17 protein-coding genes and 1 tRNA gene are annotated in these 17,889 nt (G+C 49.9%); 8 read left to right on the forward strand and 10 right to left on the reverse strand.

The features are described 5' to 3' along the window. Window positions 1–30: 30 nt before the first annotated feature. Together BQ6873_RS16830 and murJ are read right to left on the reverse strand one after the other, a co-directional pair. Complete coding sequence (locus BQ6873_RS16830; protein WP_076593690.1) at window positions 31–870, reverse strand: SirB1 family protein; 840 nt, start codon at window positions 868–870, stop codon at window positions 31–33. Window positions 871–929: 59 nt separating this feature from the next. Further along, entirely contained in the window at window positions 930–2,480 is a 1,551-nt protein-coding gene (gene murJ, locus BQ6873_RS16835; RefSeq protein WP_076593691.1) for a murein biosynthesis integral membrane protein MurJ, read from the reverse strand. A gap of 329 nt (window positions 2,481–2,809) precedes the next feature. On the opposite strand from murJ, the gene rpsT reads away from it, so the two are divergent. Next, window positions 2,810–3,073: a 30S ribosomal protein S20 gene (rpsT, locus tag BQ6873_RS16840; protein WP_012080371.1), complete on the forward strand. Its 264-nt coding sequence runs from the start codon at window positions 2,810–2,812 to the stop codon at window positions 3,071–3,073. Between the two features lie 123 nt (window positions 3,074–3,196). On the opposite strand, the gene BQ6873_RS16845 is transcribed toward rpsT, so the two are convergent. The 3 genes from BQ6873_RS16845 to cspE all read right to left on the reverse strand — a co-directional run bounded on the left by BQ6873_RS16845 (window position 3,197) and on the right by cspE (window position 4,868). Continuing rightward, window positions 3,197–3,622: a DUF192 domain-containing protein gene (locus tag BQ6873_RS16845; protein WP_331712982.1), complete on the reverse strand. Its 426-nt coding sequence runs from the start codon at window positions 3,620–3,622 to the stop codon at window positions 3,197–3,199. A gap of 131 nt (window positions 3,623–3,753) precedes the next feature. After that, window positions 3,754–4,320, reverse strand: a complete 567-nt coding sequence (locus tag BQ6873_RS16850; protein WP_076593693.1) for a pseudouridine synthase — start codon at window positions 4,318–4,320, stop codon at window positions 3,754–3,756. Window positions 4,321–4,664: 344 nt separating this feature from the next. Next, complete coding sequence (gene cspE / locus BQ6873_RS16855; RefSeq protein ID WP_009665919.1) at window positions 4,665–4,868, reverse strand: transcription antiterminator/RNA stability regulator CspE; 204 nt, start codon at window positions 4,866–4,868, stop codon at window positions 4,665–4,667. A 340-nt stretch (window positions 4,869–5,208) separates the two neighbouring features. Between cspE and clpS the strand changes: the two genes are divergently transcribed. After that, window positions 5,209–5,517 (forward strand): ATP-dependent Clp protease adapter ClpS, encoded by a 309-nt coding sequence (gene clpS / locus BQ6873_RS16860; protein ID WP_076593694.1) that lies wholly within the window; start codon window positions 5,209–5,211, stop codon window positions 5,515–5,517. Then, entirely contained in the window at window positions 5,514–7,817 is a 2,304-nt protein-coding gene (gene clpA, locus BQ6873_RS16865) for an ATP-dependent Clp protease ATP-binding subunit ClpA (protein WP_076593695.1), read from the forward strand. The genes clpS and clpA overlap by 4 nt, the downstream gene beginning before the upstream one ends. A 131-nt stretch (window positions 7,818–7,948) precedes the next feature. Here the strand turns inward: clpA and BQ6873_RS16870 are convergent, their stop codons facing one another. The 3 genes from BQ6873_RS16870 to aat form a co-directional block, all read right to left on the reverse strand. Beyond that, entirely contained in the window at window positions 7,949–8,989 is a 1,041-nt protein-coding gene (locus tag BQ6873_RS16870) for a quinone-dependent dihydroorotate dehydrogenase (RefSeq protein ID WP_076593696.1), read from the reverse strand. A gap of 81 nt (window positions 8,990–9,070) precedes the next feature. Beyond that, window positions 9,071–9,820: an arginyltransferase gene (locus BQ6873_RS16875; protein WP_076593697.1), complete on the reverse strand. Its 750-nt coding sequence runs from the start codon at window positions 9,818–9,820 to the stop codon at window positions 9,071–9,073. Window positions 9,821–9,903: 83 nt separating this feature from the next. Further along, the gene (aat, locus tag BQ6873_RS16880; RefSeq protein ID WP_076593698.1) at window positions 9,904–10,635 is read right to left on the reverse strand and encodes a leucyl/phenylalanyl-tRNA--protein transferase; all 732 of its coding nucleotides are present in this window, start codon (window positions 10,633–10,635) and stop codon (window positions 9,904–9,906) included. Window positions 10,636–10,815: 180 nt separating this feature from the next. Here aat and BQ6873_RS16885 point away from each other — a divergent pair, with 180 nt between their 5' ends. Then, window positions 10,816–12,018, forward strand: a complete 1,203-nt coding sequence (locus tag BQ6873_RS16885) for an ammonium transporter (RefSeq protein ID WP_076593699.1) — start codon at window positions 10,816–10,818, stop codon at window positions 12,016–12,018. Between the two features lie 366 nt (window positions 12,019–12,384). Here the strand turns inward: BQ6873_RS16885 and BQ6873_RS16890 are convergent, their stop codons facing one another. Continuing rightward, window positions 12,385–13,179 carry a DJ-1/PfpI family protein gene (locus BQ6873_RS16890; protein WP_231949387.1) on the reverse strand — a complete coding sequence of 265 codons (795 nt, stop codon included), beginning with the start codon at window positions 13,177–13,179 and terminating at the stop codon, window positions 12,385–12,387. A gap of 65 nt (window positions 13,180–13,244) precedes the next feature. Between BQ6873_RS16890 and BQ6873_RS16895 the strand changes: the two genes are divergently transcribed. After that, window positions 13,245–14,216 carry a GlxA family transcriptional regulator gene (locus BQ6873_RS16895; RefSeq protein ID WP_076594196.1) on the forward strand — a complete coding sequence of 324 codons (972 nt, stop codon included), beginning with the start codon at window positions 13,245–13,247 and terminating at the stop codon, window positions 14,214–14,216. 57 nt (window positions 14,217–14,273) lie between these two features. On the opposite strand, the gene BQ6873_RS16900 is transcribed toward BQ6873_RS16895, so the two are convergent. Then, entirely contained in the window at window positions 14,274–14,861 is a 588-nt protein-coding gene (locus tag BQ6873_RS16900; protein WP_076593700.1) for an NUDIX hydrolase, read from the reverse strand. A 148-nt stretch (window positions 14,862–15,009) separates the two neighbouring features. On the opposite strand from BQ6873_RS16900, the gene BQ6873_RS16905 reads away from it, so the two are divergent. The 3 genes from BQ6873_RS16905 (at window position 15,010) to rluB (ending at window position 17,711) form a co-directional block, all read left to right on the forward strand. Further along, window positions 15,010–15,086 (forward strand) — tRNA-Met (locus tag BQ6873_RS16905). Between the two features lie 161 nt (window positions 15,087–15,247). Further along, window positions 15,248–16,096, forward strand: coding sequence for an SMC-Scp complex subunit ScpB (gene scpB / locus BQ6873_RS16910; RefSeq protein WP_076593701.1), 849 nt, complete (start codon window positions 15,248–15,250; stop codon window positions 16,094–16,096). Next, window positions 16,074–17,711 carry a 23S rRNA pseudouridine(2605) synthase RluB gene (gene rluB, locus BQ6873_RS16915; protein ID WP_076593702.1) on the forward strand — a complete coding sequence of 546 codons (1,638 nt, stop codon included), beginning with the start codon at window positions 16,074–16,076 and terminating at the stop codon, window positions 17,709–17,711. Before scpB ends, rluB begins: the two co-directional genes overlap by 23 nt. Window positions 17,712–17,889: the final 178 nt, after the last annotated feature.

A 17,889-nucleotide genomic window follows, 5' to 3' on the forward strand; every position in this document is an offset into this window, starting at 1 on the left:
GCACGCGGGAATAACAACGATCAACGCAAACTAGTTCAAGCGCCCGATTGCATCGCGCAACTTCGGCAGATGTGCACGTAACTCCGTAGTATCCATCGCATACGGCCTATGTTTGATGTAAGCCTCTAAATCCTGCAAGGCAGCTTGCGGACATTCCAGATTCATATACGCAATGCCACGATCACGTCGTTCGGCGATTTCATGCGGTAATAAAATCAATAGTCTTTCCTGTACTTCCAGCAAACGCTGCCAGCGTTCCTGTTGCATGAAGAGTGTTTTCAGATTGCGTAGCATGCGTACCAGGATGTCGCGCGGGCTGGCGGCATCGAGATAAGCCGTGAGTTGAAAGTCATCAGGGAAGTCTTGTTCCATGATGTAAGGCTCGACGCGTTCTTCCAACTCCTCACGTGACAGGCTGGCACCGTTGAATGGGTCCAGCACGACCTGACCAGATTGCACTGACAACTTCATCAGGAAATGTCCGGGAAATGAAATCCCTTGCACATCCAGATCGATCTGTTGTGCCAGCTCCATGTACAGCACGGCGAGCGAAATCGGGATGCCGCGCCGCGTACTGATCACGTGGTGCAGATAGCTGTTTTCTGGATTGTAGTAATCGTTGACGTTGCCGCTGAAGCCGAGCTCATTATAGAAATAATGATTTAACATCCGCAGTTTCTGCATGGTAGATGCGTCATCGGGAAGGCGTTGTTTTAATCTGGCTGCGAGCGTATCGACTTCCGCTTGCGATGCGGCCAGATCAAGATTCGGTTCGGCATCCTGTGCGATTGCCAATGCAGCTTCAAACAATGGGATGCTGTCGTCCTGCTGCACCAGCGTAGAAAAGTATTCGAGAGATTGGATCGTCATAAGCCTCCATCATAACGATGATGCAGTGAATGTGCAGACCTTCGTTCCAGCTCTTGCAATCAGCGGGCGATACGTTTGAAATCCCGGAAGCGGAATCCCATGGCCAATAATGCGCCAAAATAGCTGGCACCGCACGCCGCCATGACAATTAATAATGCACCGATCCGGTGAAATGGCGTCGCTCGTAATTCAACCCAATCGAAGTGTCCAGCAACCCATAAGGCGATGCCGCCCATTAAAAAGAGTGCGCCAGTCAAGCGGATCAAGAACATGCGCCAGCCGGGAAGGGCTGTGTAGATGCCGCGACGCTTCAAGCCCCAGTATAAGAAGGCTGCATTCAGACAAGCACCCAAGCCGATGGAAAGCGCCAAGCCTGCATGTGCAATCCATGGCACGAAGATCAAATTCATCAACTGTGTGGCGATCAAGACGCCAATCGCGATTTTGACTGGGGTTTTGATGTTCTGTTGAGCGTAAAAGCCTGGTGCCAGAATCTTCACGAGGATCAGGCCGATCAGCCCGACGCCATAAGCAACCAAGGCGCGCGATGTCATATCTACCGACAGCGCATTGAATTTACCGTAGTGAAACAGCGTTGCCGTTAAAGGTTCGGAGATAGTGGCAAGGCCGACGGCGCAAGGCAGTGCGAGCAGGAAAGTCAGGCGTAAGCCCCAATCGAGCAGCGAGGAATATTCTTCCGTATTGCCTTCAAAATTGGCTTTAGACAGGCTAGGCAGCAGGATGGTACCCAGTGCCACGCCCAGCAAGGCGGTCGGGAATTCCATCAGTCGATCAGCATAGGACAGCCACGATACGCTGCCGCTTTCCAAGCGGGAGGCGATATTGGTATTGATCATCAAGCTGATTTGCGCAGCAGACACGGCAAATACTGCCGGTCCCATTTTGCTCAAGACTTTGCGTACGCCGGCATCGCCCAGACTAGCAAAAGGATTTTTGGAAAAGCGCGGCAGCATGCCGATTTTTAGTAAAGCCGGTATCTGGATCGCCATCTGTAAGACGCCACCAATTACAACCGCAATCGCCATCGCATAAATTGGCTGATCCAGATGCGGCGCCAGGAATAGCGTTGCGAGGATAAATGAGAGATTTAATAAAACGGGCGTAAAAGCGGGAATTTTGAATTCGCGCCAGGTATTCAGGATGCCGCCGCTGAGCGCGACGAAGGCCATGAAGCCGATGTAAGGAAACATCACACGTGTCATCCATACCGACGCATCGAATATTTCTGACTTGGCTTTGAGACCAGTTGCGATCAAGTAAACAATAAACGGTGTGGCAATCACGCCGATCAGGCAGGTTAGCAACATCGTCCACATTAGGACCGTTGCCACATGGTCAACCAGGCTTTTGGTCGCTTCCTCGCCTTTTTGGCTCTTGTATTCGGCCAAAATCGGGACGAATGCCTGCGAAAATGCCCCTTCGGCGAATAATCGACGTAGCAGATTGGGGATGCGAAATGCGATATTGAACGCATCGGTATAGGCAGATGCGCCAAATGCACGGGCAAACAGGATCTCGCGGACCAGTCCTGTTACACGAGAAACCATCGTCATACCGGAGACCGCCGCAAGCGTTTTGTGCAAGTTCATGGGGCGGAATTATAGCTGTTCAATACAAAACGATGGGTGCATACGAGGTCCGTTGCTAGAGATAGCGGTTAGTGCTTACTTCCATGGGATAATTCAATCCAGCCGCATATTTATTTAATATGTTGCCGTATATCATGCGCCGGAGAGTGGTGTTATTAAACATGCATTTAATGGCGAAATCCGGTTTGTTGCAATAATCTTGCAAGTACAGCAGCATCTATTTGCCTGATTGAGAAAATACGGCTATAATCTGCAGCTTCACAGAATTCTGTCTCACTAATATGCGTGTTTGCGAATGCGCGTCGACCCTGTTTTAGGAAATAATATTCATGGCAAATACCGCACAAGCACGCAAACGCGCTCGTCAAGCAGTTAAGCAAAACGCTCACAATTCCAGCCAGCGTTCCACGCTGCGTACAGCTGTTAAAGCTGTTCGTAAGGCAATTGAAGCGGGCGACAAAGCTGCTGCAGCGCAAGTTTTCCTGGCTTCCGTGTCGACGATCGATCGTATCGCTGACAAGAAAATCATCCACAAAAACAAAGCAGCACGTCATAAAAGCCGCCTCGCAGCAGCTTTGAAAGCGCTGGCTTAATAGTTTTTGTCGCTGCGGCAGTTGCGCAGCGTTAAGCAAGACATTAAAAACCCCACACGATTTTGGCCGTGTGGGGTTTTTGTTTGCGTACGGCATTAGAGAAATGCCGTATTGAAATCATGTTTACTGGGTCTTCGGCAATCCATCGATAGTGCTGCCTGGCTTGAGATTCTTTTGCTTGAACCAGCCTTCATTCATTTCCAGCGCATAAGGCACAGGCCTTTTTGAGCAATGTGACTCCAGGCTTTGTGGCTTCATATCTTCGATATTCACGATCTTGCCGTCGGCATCAATAAAGGCGACCGAGAGTGGAATCAAAGTGTTCTTCATCCACATACACACGCCGGCCGGTGCGCCAAACAGAAAAACCATGCCTTCGTTTGGCCCCATGCTTTTGCGGAACATCAGGCCTTGCTGACGCTCGGCTTCATTGGCAACAACCTCTGCCTTGATGACATTCATCCCTGCAGTTAATGGGATGACAGGGAATTTCTTATCTTGCGCGTACGCAGAGCTGACTGCCAAGGTAGACGTCAGTGTGATGGCCATGGCGCAAGTGCTAAAGAATTTATTCATGTGCTTGTTTGGGTAAGTGGGGGTGAGGGCAAGGTGAGTGTAATTGAAAACAATAGCGCGCGTTTCTTCTCATCTGGTGCTGTAATTGACTCGCAATAAGTCTTCTAGTTCGTCAGTCCTAGCTCTGCGACCGAAATTTCACGCCATTCACCCGGCCACAAAGGATGGGTTTGTAGCGAAATCGCACCGATGGCGATGCGTACCAGTCGCAAAGTGGGGTGGCCAACCGCCCCTGTCATACGGCGCACCTGTCGATTTTTCCCTTCCGCTAGAGTAATTGCCAGCCAGCTGGTGGGGGCATTGGCACGTTCGCGTATCGGTGGGTTGCGTGGCCACAACCAATCTGGTTCTGCTACACGTTTGACTTCGCATTCTTGCGTGATGAAATCGCCCAGATCAAGCGGTGCGTGTAATCGTGCCAGTGTTTGAGCGTCCGGCACGCCTTCTACCTGAACCAGATAGGTTTTGGTGTGCTTGCGATCAGGATGGCTGATCGCATGCTGCAGCTTGCCGTCATCGGTGAGCAGCAATAAGCCCTCACTATCGGCATCCAGTCGTCCCGCTGGGTAGATATTCGGTATGTCTATGTGGTCGGCCAGAGATTTGCGCGTGGGATGCGGCGAAAACTGGCACATCGTTTGGAAGGGCTTGTTAAACAGAATCAGGGGCATGGTTAAAACGTGCGGTGTGGTGGTTGCCGACTGTGGGTGCTGAACTGCGATAGTAAAGAGATTTTGCTGAATGCGATATCAAAACTAGTTGGTAAATCGATTGCTGTGAGGAAAATACATGATGACTTTTCTCGCTTGATGGAAGGTTGGGCTTGGGCGTTAGCTTTGGGTTTTTGAAAGATGATGATTGCAAATTGTGAATGACATGCCAGTGATCATCCTTTATCGAACTGGTTCATAGTCGTGACAGGAGAGGCTGAATTTTTGTATTTAGCCCTCAATGGTTTCAGTTCAGCCATAAAAAAACCCCGCCGAAGCGGGGTTTTTCGCAAGTGCCTTAAGAATTAAGGAGCTTGAATGTTGGAAGCTTGCTTGCCTTTAGGGCCTTGCGTGACTTCGAACTGTACTTTCTGACCTTCTTTGAGGGTCTTGAAGCCGTTCATCTGGATTGCGGAAAAGTGTGCAAACAAATCTTCACCGCCGTCATCCGGAGTGATAAAGCCGAAGCCCTTAGAATCGTTGAACCATTTGACGGTACCTGTTGCCATAAAAAGCGTCTTTCTAATATAGACTTAATCACACGAGCCGCAAAAGAAAGAAGCCTCGCTTAACGTTGCCCCTCCTAAAACCTGCTCACTTCGTATTGACAAGCCATTGTTGTCAAGCATGTCAATAAGATTCATTCTTTACGCAATAAATATAAAAGTCAAGATGTTTTGGTAGCGTTGTTGCAAGTTTATTTTGTGTGGGAAATAAGGGGAGTGCTCTTGATTTCTTGTATTTGATCGTCATCTGCGTCTTCAAGAGAAAACGCGTAAGATTAAATTAATTTGTATCTCTGTTCTTCTGAGCATTGTGCACACGGTTGAACGTATTAGAATAAGACTTATGGCAATTAAGCATGATGATGGTACGGTCCTTATGCGGCAAGAGCAAAAACTCAAGCCGCCGTCTATGTATCAGGTGTTATTGCTGAATGACGATTACACGCCAATGGAATTTGTCGTGATGGTCCTTCAGGAATACTTTAGTAAAGATCGTGAGACAGCAACGCAAATCATGCTCATGGTTCACCGCGACGGAAAAGGTATTTGTGGCGTGTATCCGAAGGATATTGCGTCTACGAAAGTTGAGCTGGTTTTGAACCACGCCCGGAAAGCAGGGCACCCCCTGCAGTGCGTGATGGAGGAAGTATGATTGCGCAGGAATTGGAAGTCAGTTTACACATGGCGTTTGTCGAAGCAAGACAGGCGCGTCATGAGTTCATCACTGTTGAGCACCTGCTCTTGGCGCTGCTGGATAATCCTTCGGCGGCCGAGGTTTTGCGTGCTTGCGCAGTCAATATCGAGGACCTGCGAAAAACGTTGACCAATTTTATTGGTGACAACACGCCTACGGTGCCTGGTGCCGCTGAAGTCGATACTCAACCTACACTCGGTTTTCAACGTGTGATCCAACGCGCGATCATGCATGTTCAGTCTGCTTCCAACGGTAAGAAGGAAGTCACAGGCGCGAATGTGCTCGTTGCTATCTTTGGTGAAAAAGATTCGCACGCCGTCTATTACCTGCATCAGCAAGGTGTGACGCGTCTGGACGTTGTGAACTTCATTTCGCACGGTGTGCGCAAGGATCAGCAAACTGATGCGCAAAAAGCGCCTGAAGGTGCTGAAGATGCGCCATCTGCTGACGGCCAGCAAAAAGAAAGTGCGCTGGACCAATTCACACAGAATTTGAACAAACTCGCGACCGAAGGCAAGATCGATCCCTTGATCGGCCGCGAAGGCGAAGTCGAGCGTGTCATTCAAACGCTCTGCCGTCGTCGCAAAAACAATCCATTACTGGTTGGTGAAGCCGGCGTGGGTAAAACCGCGATTGCGGAAGGTCTTGCATGGCGTATTACGCAAGGTGATGTACCTGAAGTCTTGCAGAATGCAGTGGTTTATTCGCTGGACATGGGCGCTTTGCTGGCCGGTACCAAATATCGCGGTGACTTCGAGCAGCGCCTGAAAGCGGTGCTCAAGCAACTAAAAGATAATCCAAACGGCATCCTGTTCATAGACGAAATCCACACCATCATCGGTGCGGGTTCGGCTTCGGGCGGCACCTTGGATGCGTCCAACCTGCTGAAACCTGCACTGTCCAATGGCCAGTTGAAATGTATCGGTGCCACCACCTTTACCGAATTCCGCGGCGTCTTTGAAAAAGACCATGCATTGTCACGTCGTTTCCAGAAGATTGACGTGAACGAGCCTACCGTTGAGCAAACCATACAGATTCTGCGTGGCTTGAAATCGCGCTTTGAAGAACATCATGGCGTGAAATACTCGGCATCGGCGTTGACTTCAGCAGCTGAGTTGGCTGCGCGCTTTATCAATGATCGTCATTTGCCGGACAAGGCAATCGACGTGATCGATGAAGCGGGCGCTGCACAACGTATCTTGCCGAAATCGAAGCAGAAGAAAACAATTGGTAAGGCTGAGATCGAAGACATCATTTCGAAGATCGCACGTATTCCGCCACAAACGGTCAATCAAGATGATCGTTCCAAGTTGCAGACTATTGATCGTGATTTGAAAAATGTCGTGTTCGGTCAGGATCCTGCGCTGGAAGCGCTTGGTTCTGCGATCAAGGTGGCACGTGCTGGTTTGGGTAAAACAGACAAGCCTATCGGTTCCTTCCTGTTTTCAGGTCCGACGGGTGTTGGTAAAACCGAAGCCGCGAAGCAGCTCGCATTCATCATGGGTATCGATCTGATTCGCTTCGATATGTCCGAATACATGGAGCGTCATGCGGTAAGTCGTTTGATTGGTGCGCCTCCAGGCTACGTTGGTTTCGACCAAGGTGGTTTGCTGACGGAAGCGATTACCAAGAAACCGCATGCAGTGCTGTTGCTGGATGAAATCGAAAAAGCGCATCCGGATATTTTCAATATCCTGTTGCAGGTGATGGATCACGGTACGTTGACGGATAACAATGGTCGCAAGGCTGACTTCCGTAATGTGATCATCATCATGACGACGAATGCAGGTGCAGAGAGCTTGCAGAAACGTACGATCGGCTTTACCGAGAAGAAAGAAGCCGGCGACGAGATGGCTGATATCAAGCGTATGTTTACGCCTGAGTTCCGTAATCGTCTGGATGCAATCATCAGCTTCCGTGCCTTGGATGAAGAAATCATTCTGCGCGTAGTGGATAAATTCCTGATGCAATTGGAAGAACAATTGCACGAGAAAAAAGTGGAAGCGATCTTCTCCGAGAAGCTACGTACTTTCCTCGCCAAGAAAGGATTTGATCCATTGATGGGTGCACGTCCTATGTCGCGTCTGATTCAAGACATGATCCGTAAGGCGCTGGCAGATGAATTGCTGTTTGGTCGTCTGGTAAGCGGCGGCAAAGTTACCGTTGATCTGGATGAGAAAGATCAGATCAAACTGGACTTTAGCGAAGGCGATACGGCTCCTCCGGCAGCAGCTCCGGAAACGATCGAAGTCGAATAAGAGAAGTTACTTAGTCGATAGAATCAAAAAAGCCCGAACCATGTATGTGGTTCGGGCTTTTTAATTTGCTTGATGTATCGCTTATTGCCAGATCAAATCAATACAGCGTGATTTGTAGCAATCCAAGAAAATTATGCTGAGCGTAGTGCCGCAGCACATTCTTTCACTAATGCTGGTCCGCGATAAATCAAGCCGGTATAGAGCTGTACCAACGATGCGCCGGCATCGATTTTTGCTTGCGCATTTTCGCCAGACAAAATTCCGCCAACACCGATGATAGGCAAGGTGTCGCCGAGTTCTTTTTTCAATGCGCGAATCACGATGTTGGAGGACTCGAAAACGGGTGCACCTGAGAGGCCACCTGTTTCTTCTGCATGTTTCATATCCTTGACCGCATCGCGACTGATGGTGGTGTTGGTGGCGATCACGCCATCCATTTTGTGGCGCAACAATGCCTGTGCAATGGTCTGAATTTGTTCTTGCTCCATATCCGGTGCAATTTTCAATGCAATCGGAACATAGCGTTTGTGTTGATCGGACAATCGCTGTTGTGCTTCTTTGAGTTGTGACAGCAGAGCGTCGAGTTCGGATGCACCTTGTAGCTGACGCAGATTTTTGGTGTTAGGCGACGAGATGTTGACGGTGACGTAGCTGGCGTATGGATACACTTTTTCCAGGCAGATCAGATAGTCGTCCACTGCGCGCTCTATAGGCGTGTCGGCGTTCTTGCCGATATTCAAACCAAGTATGCCTTCCTTGTTTTGATAGAACTTCGACGCTTGCACATTGGAGACGAATGCATCAACGCCGCCATTATTGAAGCCCATGCGATTGATGATCGCATTTGCTTTCGGCAGACGGAACATGCGCGGCATAGGATTGCCTGGTTGTGCTCGTGGTGTCACGGTGCCGACTTCGATAGAGCCGAAGCCTAGTGTTGCCAAGCCATCGATATAAGCACCATCTTTATCCAGACCAGCAGCAAGACCAACCGGATTCGGGAAGGTGATGCCCATGACTGTACGTGGATCGTGTGCAGGTTTGACGATAGAAGAAGTCAGTCCCATTGCCGCTGCACGACGTAATGCAGGAAGTGTCAGATTGTGCGCAGCTTCCGGATCAATGGCGAATAAAAAAGGGCGCGCAAGCGCGTAGAGGAATTTGTCGGACACGATAGGGATCAGGTTGGTAGATCAAAAGACGGCCACGCCGACCATAACAATAATGGTCGGCTGGTTTTCATGTCCGGTATTTTAACGTGAGGAAGCGGGATCGACGAAAGGAAGTGCTGTCCACTCGCCTTGTTGCAAGGCTTCCAGCGGTTGAAAATTCGTCTTGTACGACATCTTCGGACTTTCCTTGATCCAGTAGCCTAGGTAGATGTATGGCATATCCAGCAATTTTGCTTGCTTTATTTGCCACAAAATATTGTAGGTGCCGTAAGAGGCATTTGCCGGTTCAGGATCATAGAAGGTATAGACCGAGGACAAGCCATCATCGAGTACATCAATGATGCTGACCATGCGCAAGGTGCCATCGTCTTCGCGGAATTCCACTAGGCGTGTATTGACCTTGCTTTGCAAAAGAAACTGCGCGTACTGCTCACGACTGTCTTGATCCATACCGCCGCCAGCGTGGCGTGCAGTTTGGTAGCGCAAATAGAGTTCGTAATGTTCCGCTAGATAAACCAGCTTGGTAACGGAAGTATGCAAGTCCTTGTGCTTGGCTTCCGCACGGCGCTGGCTACGATTCGGTATGAATTCGTCGACTTTGATGCGCACTGGCGTACATGCCTGGCAGCCATCACAATAAGGGCGGTAGGTAAAAATCCCACTGCGACGAAAACCGCTCTTGACCAGTTCGGAATAAACGTCGGCATTGATTAAATGGGAAGGAGTGGCAACTTGTGAGCGTGCCTGGCGACCATCTAGATAGCTGCAAGGATAGGGTGCAGTTGCGTAAAACTGCAGCGTGGAAAACGGTAGCTCTTTAGGGTGCGTCATGATTGCTTGCTTAATTGAGTTCCGAGTTTGCGAATTCGGCGACTAAATCCATATCAGGCAACTGCTGTAACAAGAATACATTCTCAAGCGACAGGAAACAATGCTTTTGGTACCCAATCCTTGATCTGAGGTCCACTAACTGCTTGCCGCAATCTGGATATAAATTCAGATCTTGAAATTGGTGCAGCACCAAGTGATGCCAAATGCGATGTCTCTTGCTGGCAGTCTATCATTGAAACTCCGTGGCCTCTGAGGAAGTGCACGAGATATGCCAGCGCAATTTTGGATGCATCGGGCACGCGAGCAAACATCGATTCTCCATAGAACATTTGGCCTATACATACACCGTATGCGCCACCTACCAGTTCACCATCCAGCCATAGTTCAGATGAATGTGCATAGCCTTGTTGGTGCAAGCCTGCATAACCGGCGATGATTTCATCGGATATCCAGGTACCACTTTCGCCATGACGTGGTGCAGCGCAGGCGCGCATGACGTCTTCAAACGCATGATCAAAGCGAATTTGCCAGCGTCCATCCGAGTGCATGCTGTGATGAATTTTCTTTAAATTCTTTTTCAGGCTGGCGGAAATCTTGAAGTTGTCGACGAATAGCACCATGCGTGGGTCGGTGCTCCACCACAGTATGGGTTGACCTTCCGAGAACCACGGAAAAATGCCATTGCGATAAGCCTGTAACAAACGTTCCGTTGAGAGGTCTGCACCAGCAGCCAACAAGCCTGCGGCCCCATCGGCTTCTGTGAGCGCGCTGGAAACATGGGGGAAGGGATCATCTGCTTCTAACCATGGAATCATGGTTTATCCCTGTTTTGGCTCGTTTTATCGTTCATTTTTGGTGCGGAATATGGGTTTTATTATGTCGATGAAAATTTATCTTTAAAAATCAATGGCTTGAAAATATCACCAAAATGGAACGATTTTTGCTTTTATGGTGCATTCATTTATTCGACTTGCACACTAATTGGGAGATTTTGCATGGATGCACTCAAAAACGGTACCGACGCATTATTTATCATGCTCGGTGCGGTCATGGTTTTGGCCATGCACGCTGGTTTTGCCTTTCTTGAGCTTGGAACAGTACGTAAGAAAAACCAGGTTAATGCACTGGTCAAAATATTAGTCGATTTTGCAGTATCGACAATTGCCTATTTTTTTGTTGGCTACAGCGTAGCGTATGGCGTGAGTTTTTTCGGTAGTGCGGAAGTGCTGACGCAGCGTAATGGATTCGAGTTGGTCAAGTTCTTCTTCTTGTTGACCTTTGCTGCTGCAATTCCGGCAATCATTTCTGGCGGGATCGCTGAGCGCGCGCGTTTTCATCCGCAATTGCTGGCGACTGCGCTGATCGTCGGCTTGGTTTATCCATTTTTTGAAGGCATCGCCTGGAACCAGCATTTTGGTATTCAAGCCTGGTTGAAGGAAAGCTTTGGCGCGAACTTCCATGATTTTGCCGGTTCCATCGTGGTGCATGCGGTTGGCGGTTGGATTGCCTTGCCAGCAGTGCTATTGCTTGGCGCACGTCGCGGGCGTTATACAAAAGAGGGCACGATTGCGGCGCATCCACCTTCCAGCATTCCATTTCTGGCATTGGGCGCCTGGATACTGACGATAGGTTGGTTTGGCTTTAATGTGATGAGTGCGCAAACCATGGAACAAATGAATGGCTTGGTTGCCGTCAATTCATTGATGGCGATGGTGGGCGGTACTTTGGCAGCATTTTTGGCAGGCAAGAACGATCCTGGCTATGTTCACAATGGACCGCTGGCCGGTTTGGTTGCGATCTGTGCAGGTTCCAACATCATGCATCCATTGGGAGCGTTGATAACAGGCGCGATTGCTGGTTTTATTTTTGTCTGGGCTTTTGCGTTGACGCAAAACAAATGGAAAATCGATGACGTGCTGGGTGTGTGGCCTTTGCATGGTTTGTGCGGCGCATGGGGTGGTTTGGCGGCAGGGATTTTTGGCTTGCAGTCTTTGGGTGGTTTGGGTGGCGTGTCTATCATGTCGCAATTAATAGGTACTGGCTTGGGGATTGCGATTGCGTTGATTGGTGGTGTGTTGATTTATGGTGTGTTGAAACTGACGGTAGGTATACGGCTCGATGCTGAGCAGGAATTCAACGGGGCGGATCTATCGATTCATAATGTCAGCGCGACGCCAGAACGCGAGACTTATTGGTGATTGTTGATAATTAAAAATAAACTCTATCGGGACATTAATACTGTACTGAAATCGTAGTCATCAAAATAACTACCGCCAATGCAAAAGGCCATCTTTAGAGGTGGCCTTTTCTTTGAGTGCGATTCTAGCCGAAGTCTGCAATCAGCCAGTTGCGTACCTGCAAATTCAAAGCACTAGTGTTTGGATTAATAGCGGCGTCGTTTCTATTTAAATTGCCGCACGGTTATCAGCATTAAGAAGATGGACAACCGATGGACGACAATCGGCTAACACCTGACGTCGAAGATGGCGATGTCTGACAAAACACTAAAAAGCCGCGACCTGCCCAAGCGGTCGCGGTACGGTTCGTAAAAGTAGTAACTTCCGCTACCCGCCAGAACGATTGAGTCTCTGAGCAGCCTCCGCTACCATCGATTCTCGCAGAGCCCGGCGTTTGGTGGAGTCCTTGAGCACAGCGGCGACAATCTCAGGCGGTGAGGTATAGGGATTGCCGCCGGCAAACGGCGGTGCCGGATCGTATTCCATCGCCAGTTGGACTTTTTGCGCGGTTTCGAGGCCAGCAATATCAGCGACGACGCGCAGCGCCATATCGATGCCGGATGTCACGCCGCCGGAGGTGTAGATATTTCCATCGCGGGTCATCCGGTCATTTGAGACAGTTGCGCCGAACTGCGACAACATGTCGCGTGATTGCCAGTGGCCGCCGGCGCGTTTTCCTTTCAAGATTCCCGCCGCGCCGAGTAATAGCGAGCCGGTGCAGACGCCAAATACATAGTCGCATTTTGCGCTTTCCTTGCGCACATACTCTAGCCATTCGGGATCCAGCATCGCGGTATCGATGCCGGTGCCGCCGGGTACGACCAGGATGTTCGATGGCCTCGCTGTGGCTCGTGTGACGTCGGGCAACAATCGCAATCCACGATCAGTACGTACCGCCTCCGGCGTAGCGGCGACCAGGTCGACCGTCCATCCCGGTGTTCGCGCCAGTACCTCATAAGGACCGGTGATGTCGAGCTGGACCATGTCAGGAACCGTGATGATATTCACGTGGATGGGTCTGCTTTTTGAAACGCCTTGGGCCAATGATCTGGCCGTAACGGATGTCAGCAGCACACTGGCCACACCGCTCGCTTGCAAGATTTTTCTGCGCGTTTCATCCATGTTGACCTCCCTAAAATTTGTCGTATACCCTGAGACTGATTATGCGCAACAGAGTCGGGGAATTTATGCCAAATAGCAGTCTAAAAATGCCAGCGCGACAAGTTGTCATCCTTGTGTTCGATGGTGTGCAACCTATTGATTTTTCTGGCCCGGCGCAGGCGTTGATCACGGCCAATGAAGAAGGAGCATCCCCTCCATACATGGTCAGTGTGCGGACATTCACAGGAGAAAAGATACAGACTGCATCGGGGTTTTCGATCAATGCGGAACCGATGGACCACGTTCTCGATATTGATACCCTGATCATCCCGGGAGGACCAGGTGTGCATGATGCAGTTCAGAAGAGTCCTGAGTTCAAGAATTCACTGCGTCAATTGTGCGAACGCTCGAGACGAATATGTTCCATCTGCACTGGGGCTTTCTTGCTAGCTCAGACAGGCATGTTGGCGGATCGTCGCGCCGTGACGCATTGGCGTTCTTGTGATCGTCTGTCCCGTGAATTTCCCGAAGTGCAAGTTGAGTCCGATTCACTTTTTTTGAAGGATGGAAAGGTCTGGACTTCGGCCGGTGTGACGGCGGGAATCGATCTGACTCTGGCGCTTATCCAGGAGGATCATGACACTGGTCTTGCTGCAAAAGTTGCAAGGCGGCTGGTGGTATATCTACGCAGGCCGGGTGGTCAGAATCAATACAGTGAGCCTTTGTCACTGCAGGAGGCATCAGGGACGCACTATGCCGACTTGCTTCAGCGGATGATCAACAAACCAGAATTCGCATGGACGGTTGAATACATGGCATCGATCGCAGGTCAGTCACTGCGTTCCTTTCATCGACAATTCAAGGAAGAGCTGGGAACGACCCCTTCCAAGGCATTGGAAAAAATCCGTGCCGAGTTGGCGCGAACGTATCTGCATACCACCGACATGCGGATGAAACAGATTGCTACTAAAGCGGGTTTCGACTCGGAAGATTCAATGCGCGACGCAATTGTTCGTCAGTTCGGGCTGTCGCCCAAAGAAATGCGCGAACGCTTTTAAGTGACCACTAGTACTAGTGGTAGAGCCCGCAGCAGGAAACTGCCATCTGTTGCGCAATTAGTTGATAGCAACAGATTTTGGCTGAATCATGGGTTTGGTAATGTCGGCTGTATGGAAGTGATAAGTACCGCCGTCTTTCAATGCCGCATGATCTTCTAGAAAAAACTTCAAGGTCTGGCTGACGGTTGGGAATGCGATATCGTCCCAAGGAATTTCATCCGCCGAGAATAGTTTTACTTCCAGGCTTTCAACGCCAGCTTCATAGTTCAAGTCCAACAAGGTTGCACGGTAGAACATATGAACCTGATGGACATGCGGCACATTCAATAATGAGAACAGTTCGTGCAGTTGGATGTTTGCGCCAGCTTCTTCTATGGTTTCGCGTATCGCCGCGTTGCTAGTCGTTTCATTGTTTTCCATGAAGCCGGCAGGCAATGTCCAGTAGCCGAGGCGAGGTTCTATTGCACGTTTGCATAGAAGAATGCGCATATCGCCGCCTTCATCCCACACCGGAATCGAGCCCAATACCATCTTTGGATTTTGATAATGAATGGCGCCGCAATTGCTGCATACATAACGCGGACGATTGTCGCCATCTGGGATGGATAGTGAAACGGGGTGCGCGCACTCAGAGCAAAATTTCATAGAAAAATAGAATCTAAAATCGTTTGAAAATGAACAGCAATTGAATAGATGCGGACTTGCTTGAAGTGAAGAAGTGTATCACCGCACAAAGAAAGTGCGATTAAGTTTGCGTTGTGTGCAGATACTCTATATACTTCATATCTTCAGACGCGGGGTGGAGCAGTCTGGCAGCTCGTCGGGCTCATAACCCGAAGGTCGTAGGTTCAAATCCTGCCCCCGCAACCAAAGTCTTACAAGTCTTATATAAATCCCGCCTATCAATAATCTCCTCTAAACGGGCGTCGGATTGCAGTATCAACTGGTTCTCTAACCGGGCATCATCCAAAGATGATTGTCGTTGAGTATAATTTCTGCACATTGCAACTAAACAGTCCTAAATATCGTAAATGAATATTGCTGAGGCGAAGAAGGTCCTCGAAACAGCGCTACTTTGCGCTCACGAGCCCCTGTCCATGAACGACATGAAGAAACTTTATGTCGAGACCGGTGAGACGGACGGCCAGATCGATGCAGATGCAATCAAGCAGATGCTTGAGGAGTTGCGCGACGATTGGGCTGATAAAGGAATTGAAGTTGTCAGCCTATCGACCGGCTGGCGCTTTCAAAGTCGTCCGGAGATGAAGATTTATCTGGAGCGCCTGAATCCGGAAAAGCCGCCGAAATATTCGCGCGCAACTTTAGAGACGCTTGCCATCATTACTTATCGCCAGCCAGTAACGCGCGGCGATATCGAAGAAATTCGTGGTGTCACGGTTAATTCGCAAACTATTAAAATGCTGGAAGATCGGGGCTGGATCGAATCCATAGGGCATCGCGATGTTCCTGGACGGCCAGCCTTGTTTGCAACGACCAAACATTTTCTTGATGATCTCGGCTTAACTTCTTTGGATCAATTGCCACCTTTACAGCAAGTAGAGAAGGGCGATATGCAAGGTAGTGCATTGCTTGAGATGCAAGGACTGGAAGTCGAGTTGCAGGCACACCTAGATCAAACGGCGATTGATTTTGCCGATACCACCGTTGTAGCAGAGGTGGCTGATGTTGAAACAACAGAGCTTGCTGTAGTCGCCGATGATGTGAATGGTGCGGACGAGACGGCAATGAATACAATTGAAATCACGGCTTCGGAATCTGAAGTCATTCCCACCGATGCAGTAGCGCCTGACTTGACGGTTGTTGACGTTCCAAGTTCGGACAACCAAGAATTGAATAATGAATCACCCAACGAAAAATAATCAGTCTGACGCGCCTGACAATGATGCAGCTCCATCGGAGCATGCAGGTCGAGGCGACACTGAGCAACATGCGACATCTTCAGCTGAAGGTGCAGGTGCCAAGCCGGCAAAGCGCGGTCTGCGTGGTCCGCGCACTTTGCGTCGTGCTCGCAATGCCCCGCGTGATGCTGATACACAGGTCGCAAAAGCAGATGGTGTAGAGCCGCAGCAAGATGTTGCGCAAGCTGAGCCACGTACGGCATCTGTTTCCGATGCGCCGCGTAAAGAACACAATAATAATCGTCGAGGCGATCGTCAGCCTGGCGCAAAAGGACCACAAAAATCGCGTGGCAACGGTAAGCCGAATGGCGCTGGTCCGCATCGAGGTGGCAAACCACATTCGAAGGCGAATGATGCAGACGATGTATTTTCTTTCGTCACATCCGATGATTTTGATGTACTGGCAGTAGAAGATAATGCTGGCGGCAAACGTCGACAAGAACAAAAAACTGTCCGTCGTGATTTGACCGCAGATGATGACGCGCCGAAATTGCACAAAGTATTGGCTGAAGCTGGCCTTGGTTCGCGTCGCGACATGGAAGAATTGATTATTGCTGGTCGTGTGTCGGTCAATGGTGAGCCTGCTCATATCGGTCAACGTATTTTGCCTACAGATCAAGTGCGTATTAATGGCAAGTTGATTCAGCGCAAGGTCAGCAAGAAGCCGCCACGCGTTCTGGTGTACCACAAGCCAGCTGGTGAAATTGTCAGCACCAACGATCCGGAAGGCCGTCCATCGGTATTCGATCGTTTGCCGACTATGAAGGCTGCGAAATGGCTGGCCGTTGGTCGCCTCGATTTCAATACAGAAGGTCTGTTGTTGTTTACAACGTCCGGTGATCTGGCGAATCGTCTGATGCATCCACGCTACGGCATTGATCGTGAATACGCGGTGCGTACTCTCGGTGAGCTGGAAGAAGGCATGCGTCAGAAGTTGTTGGCTGGCGTTGAGCTGGAAGACGGCATTGCACAATTTTCTAAAATCGCTGACGGTGGCGGTGAAGGCGTTAACAAATGGTATCGCGTGACGATCGGCGAAGGCCGTAACCGCGAAGTGCGCCGGATGTTTGAAGCGATAGGTTTGACTGTTTCGCGTCTGATTCGTACCCGCTATGGTGCGCTGGCTTTACCAAAAAACCTGAAGCGCGGACGCTGGGAAGAAATGGAAGAGCACGCTGTACGCGATTTGCTAGCAGTGAGTGGTCTGGAAAAAATCGGTAGTGAAAGCGTGAAGCCTAAAGGACGCAGTGGTCCTGGTGATCGCCCGAATGGCAATCGTGCACCTTATGATAATGGCATGGGTCTACCGCGTAGCCCAAGCCAGTGGCAAGGTGTTGGTGCAGGGCAAGGTCGTTCGCAAGGTCAAGGTCAAAATCCGGGGAAGCCAGCCGGACGCCAAGGTCAGCAACGCAGCCGCCAACCTGACCCATTGCAAACTTCTTTAGGATTTCCTGGCATGGGCCAGCCGCGTCGCAGCAATGGGCCAAATCGTGGTCCGGGCGGCAACGGTCCAGGTCGCGGCGGAAATGGTCCTCAAGGTGGGCAAGGCGGCCCGCGCCGTCGCTCAAAAGTTTGATTTTTGTCTAGTTCCATTACCCGTCGTTTGACGAGTCGTCTTTAAAAAGACTTATTTGTTAATTGTCCGAATGGGCGCCGCAGGGATTTCAACATTGCGGTGCACAAGGTAATCAACTATAATTCGGCAGTTAACGAAGGTCGCCTGCCAAATACTTATGTTTTTGGCATTGAATTTG

It is taken from the genome of Herminiimonas arsenitoxidans (genome assembly GCF_900130075.1).
Taxonomy (GTDB): domain Bacteria; phylum Pseudomonadota; class Gammaproteobacteria; order Burkholderiales; family Burkholderiaceae_D; genus Oxalicibacterium; species Oxalicibacterium arsenitoxidans.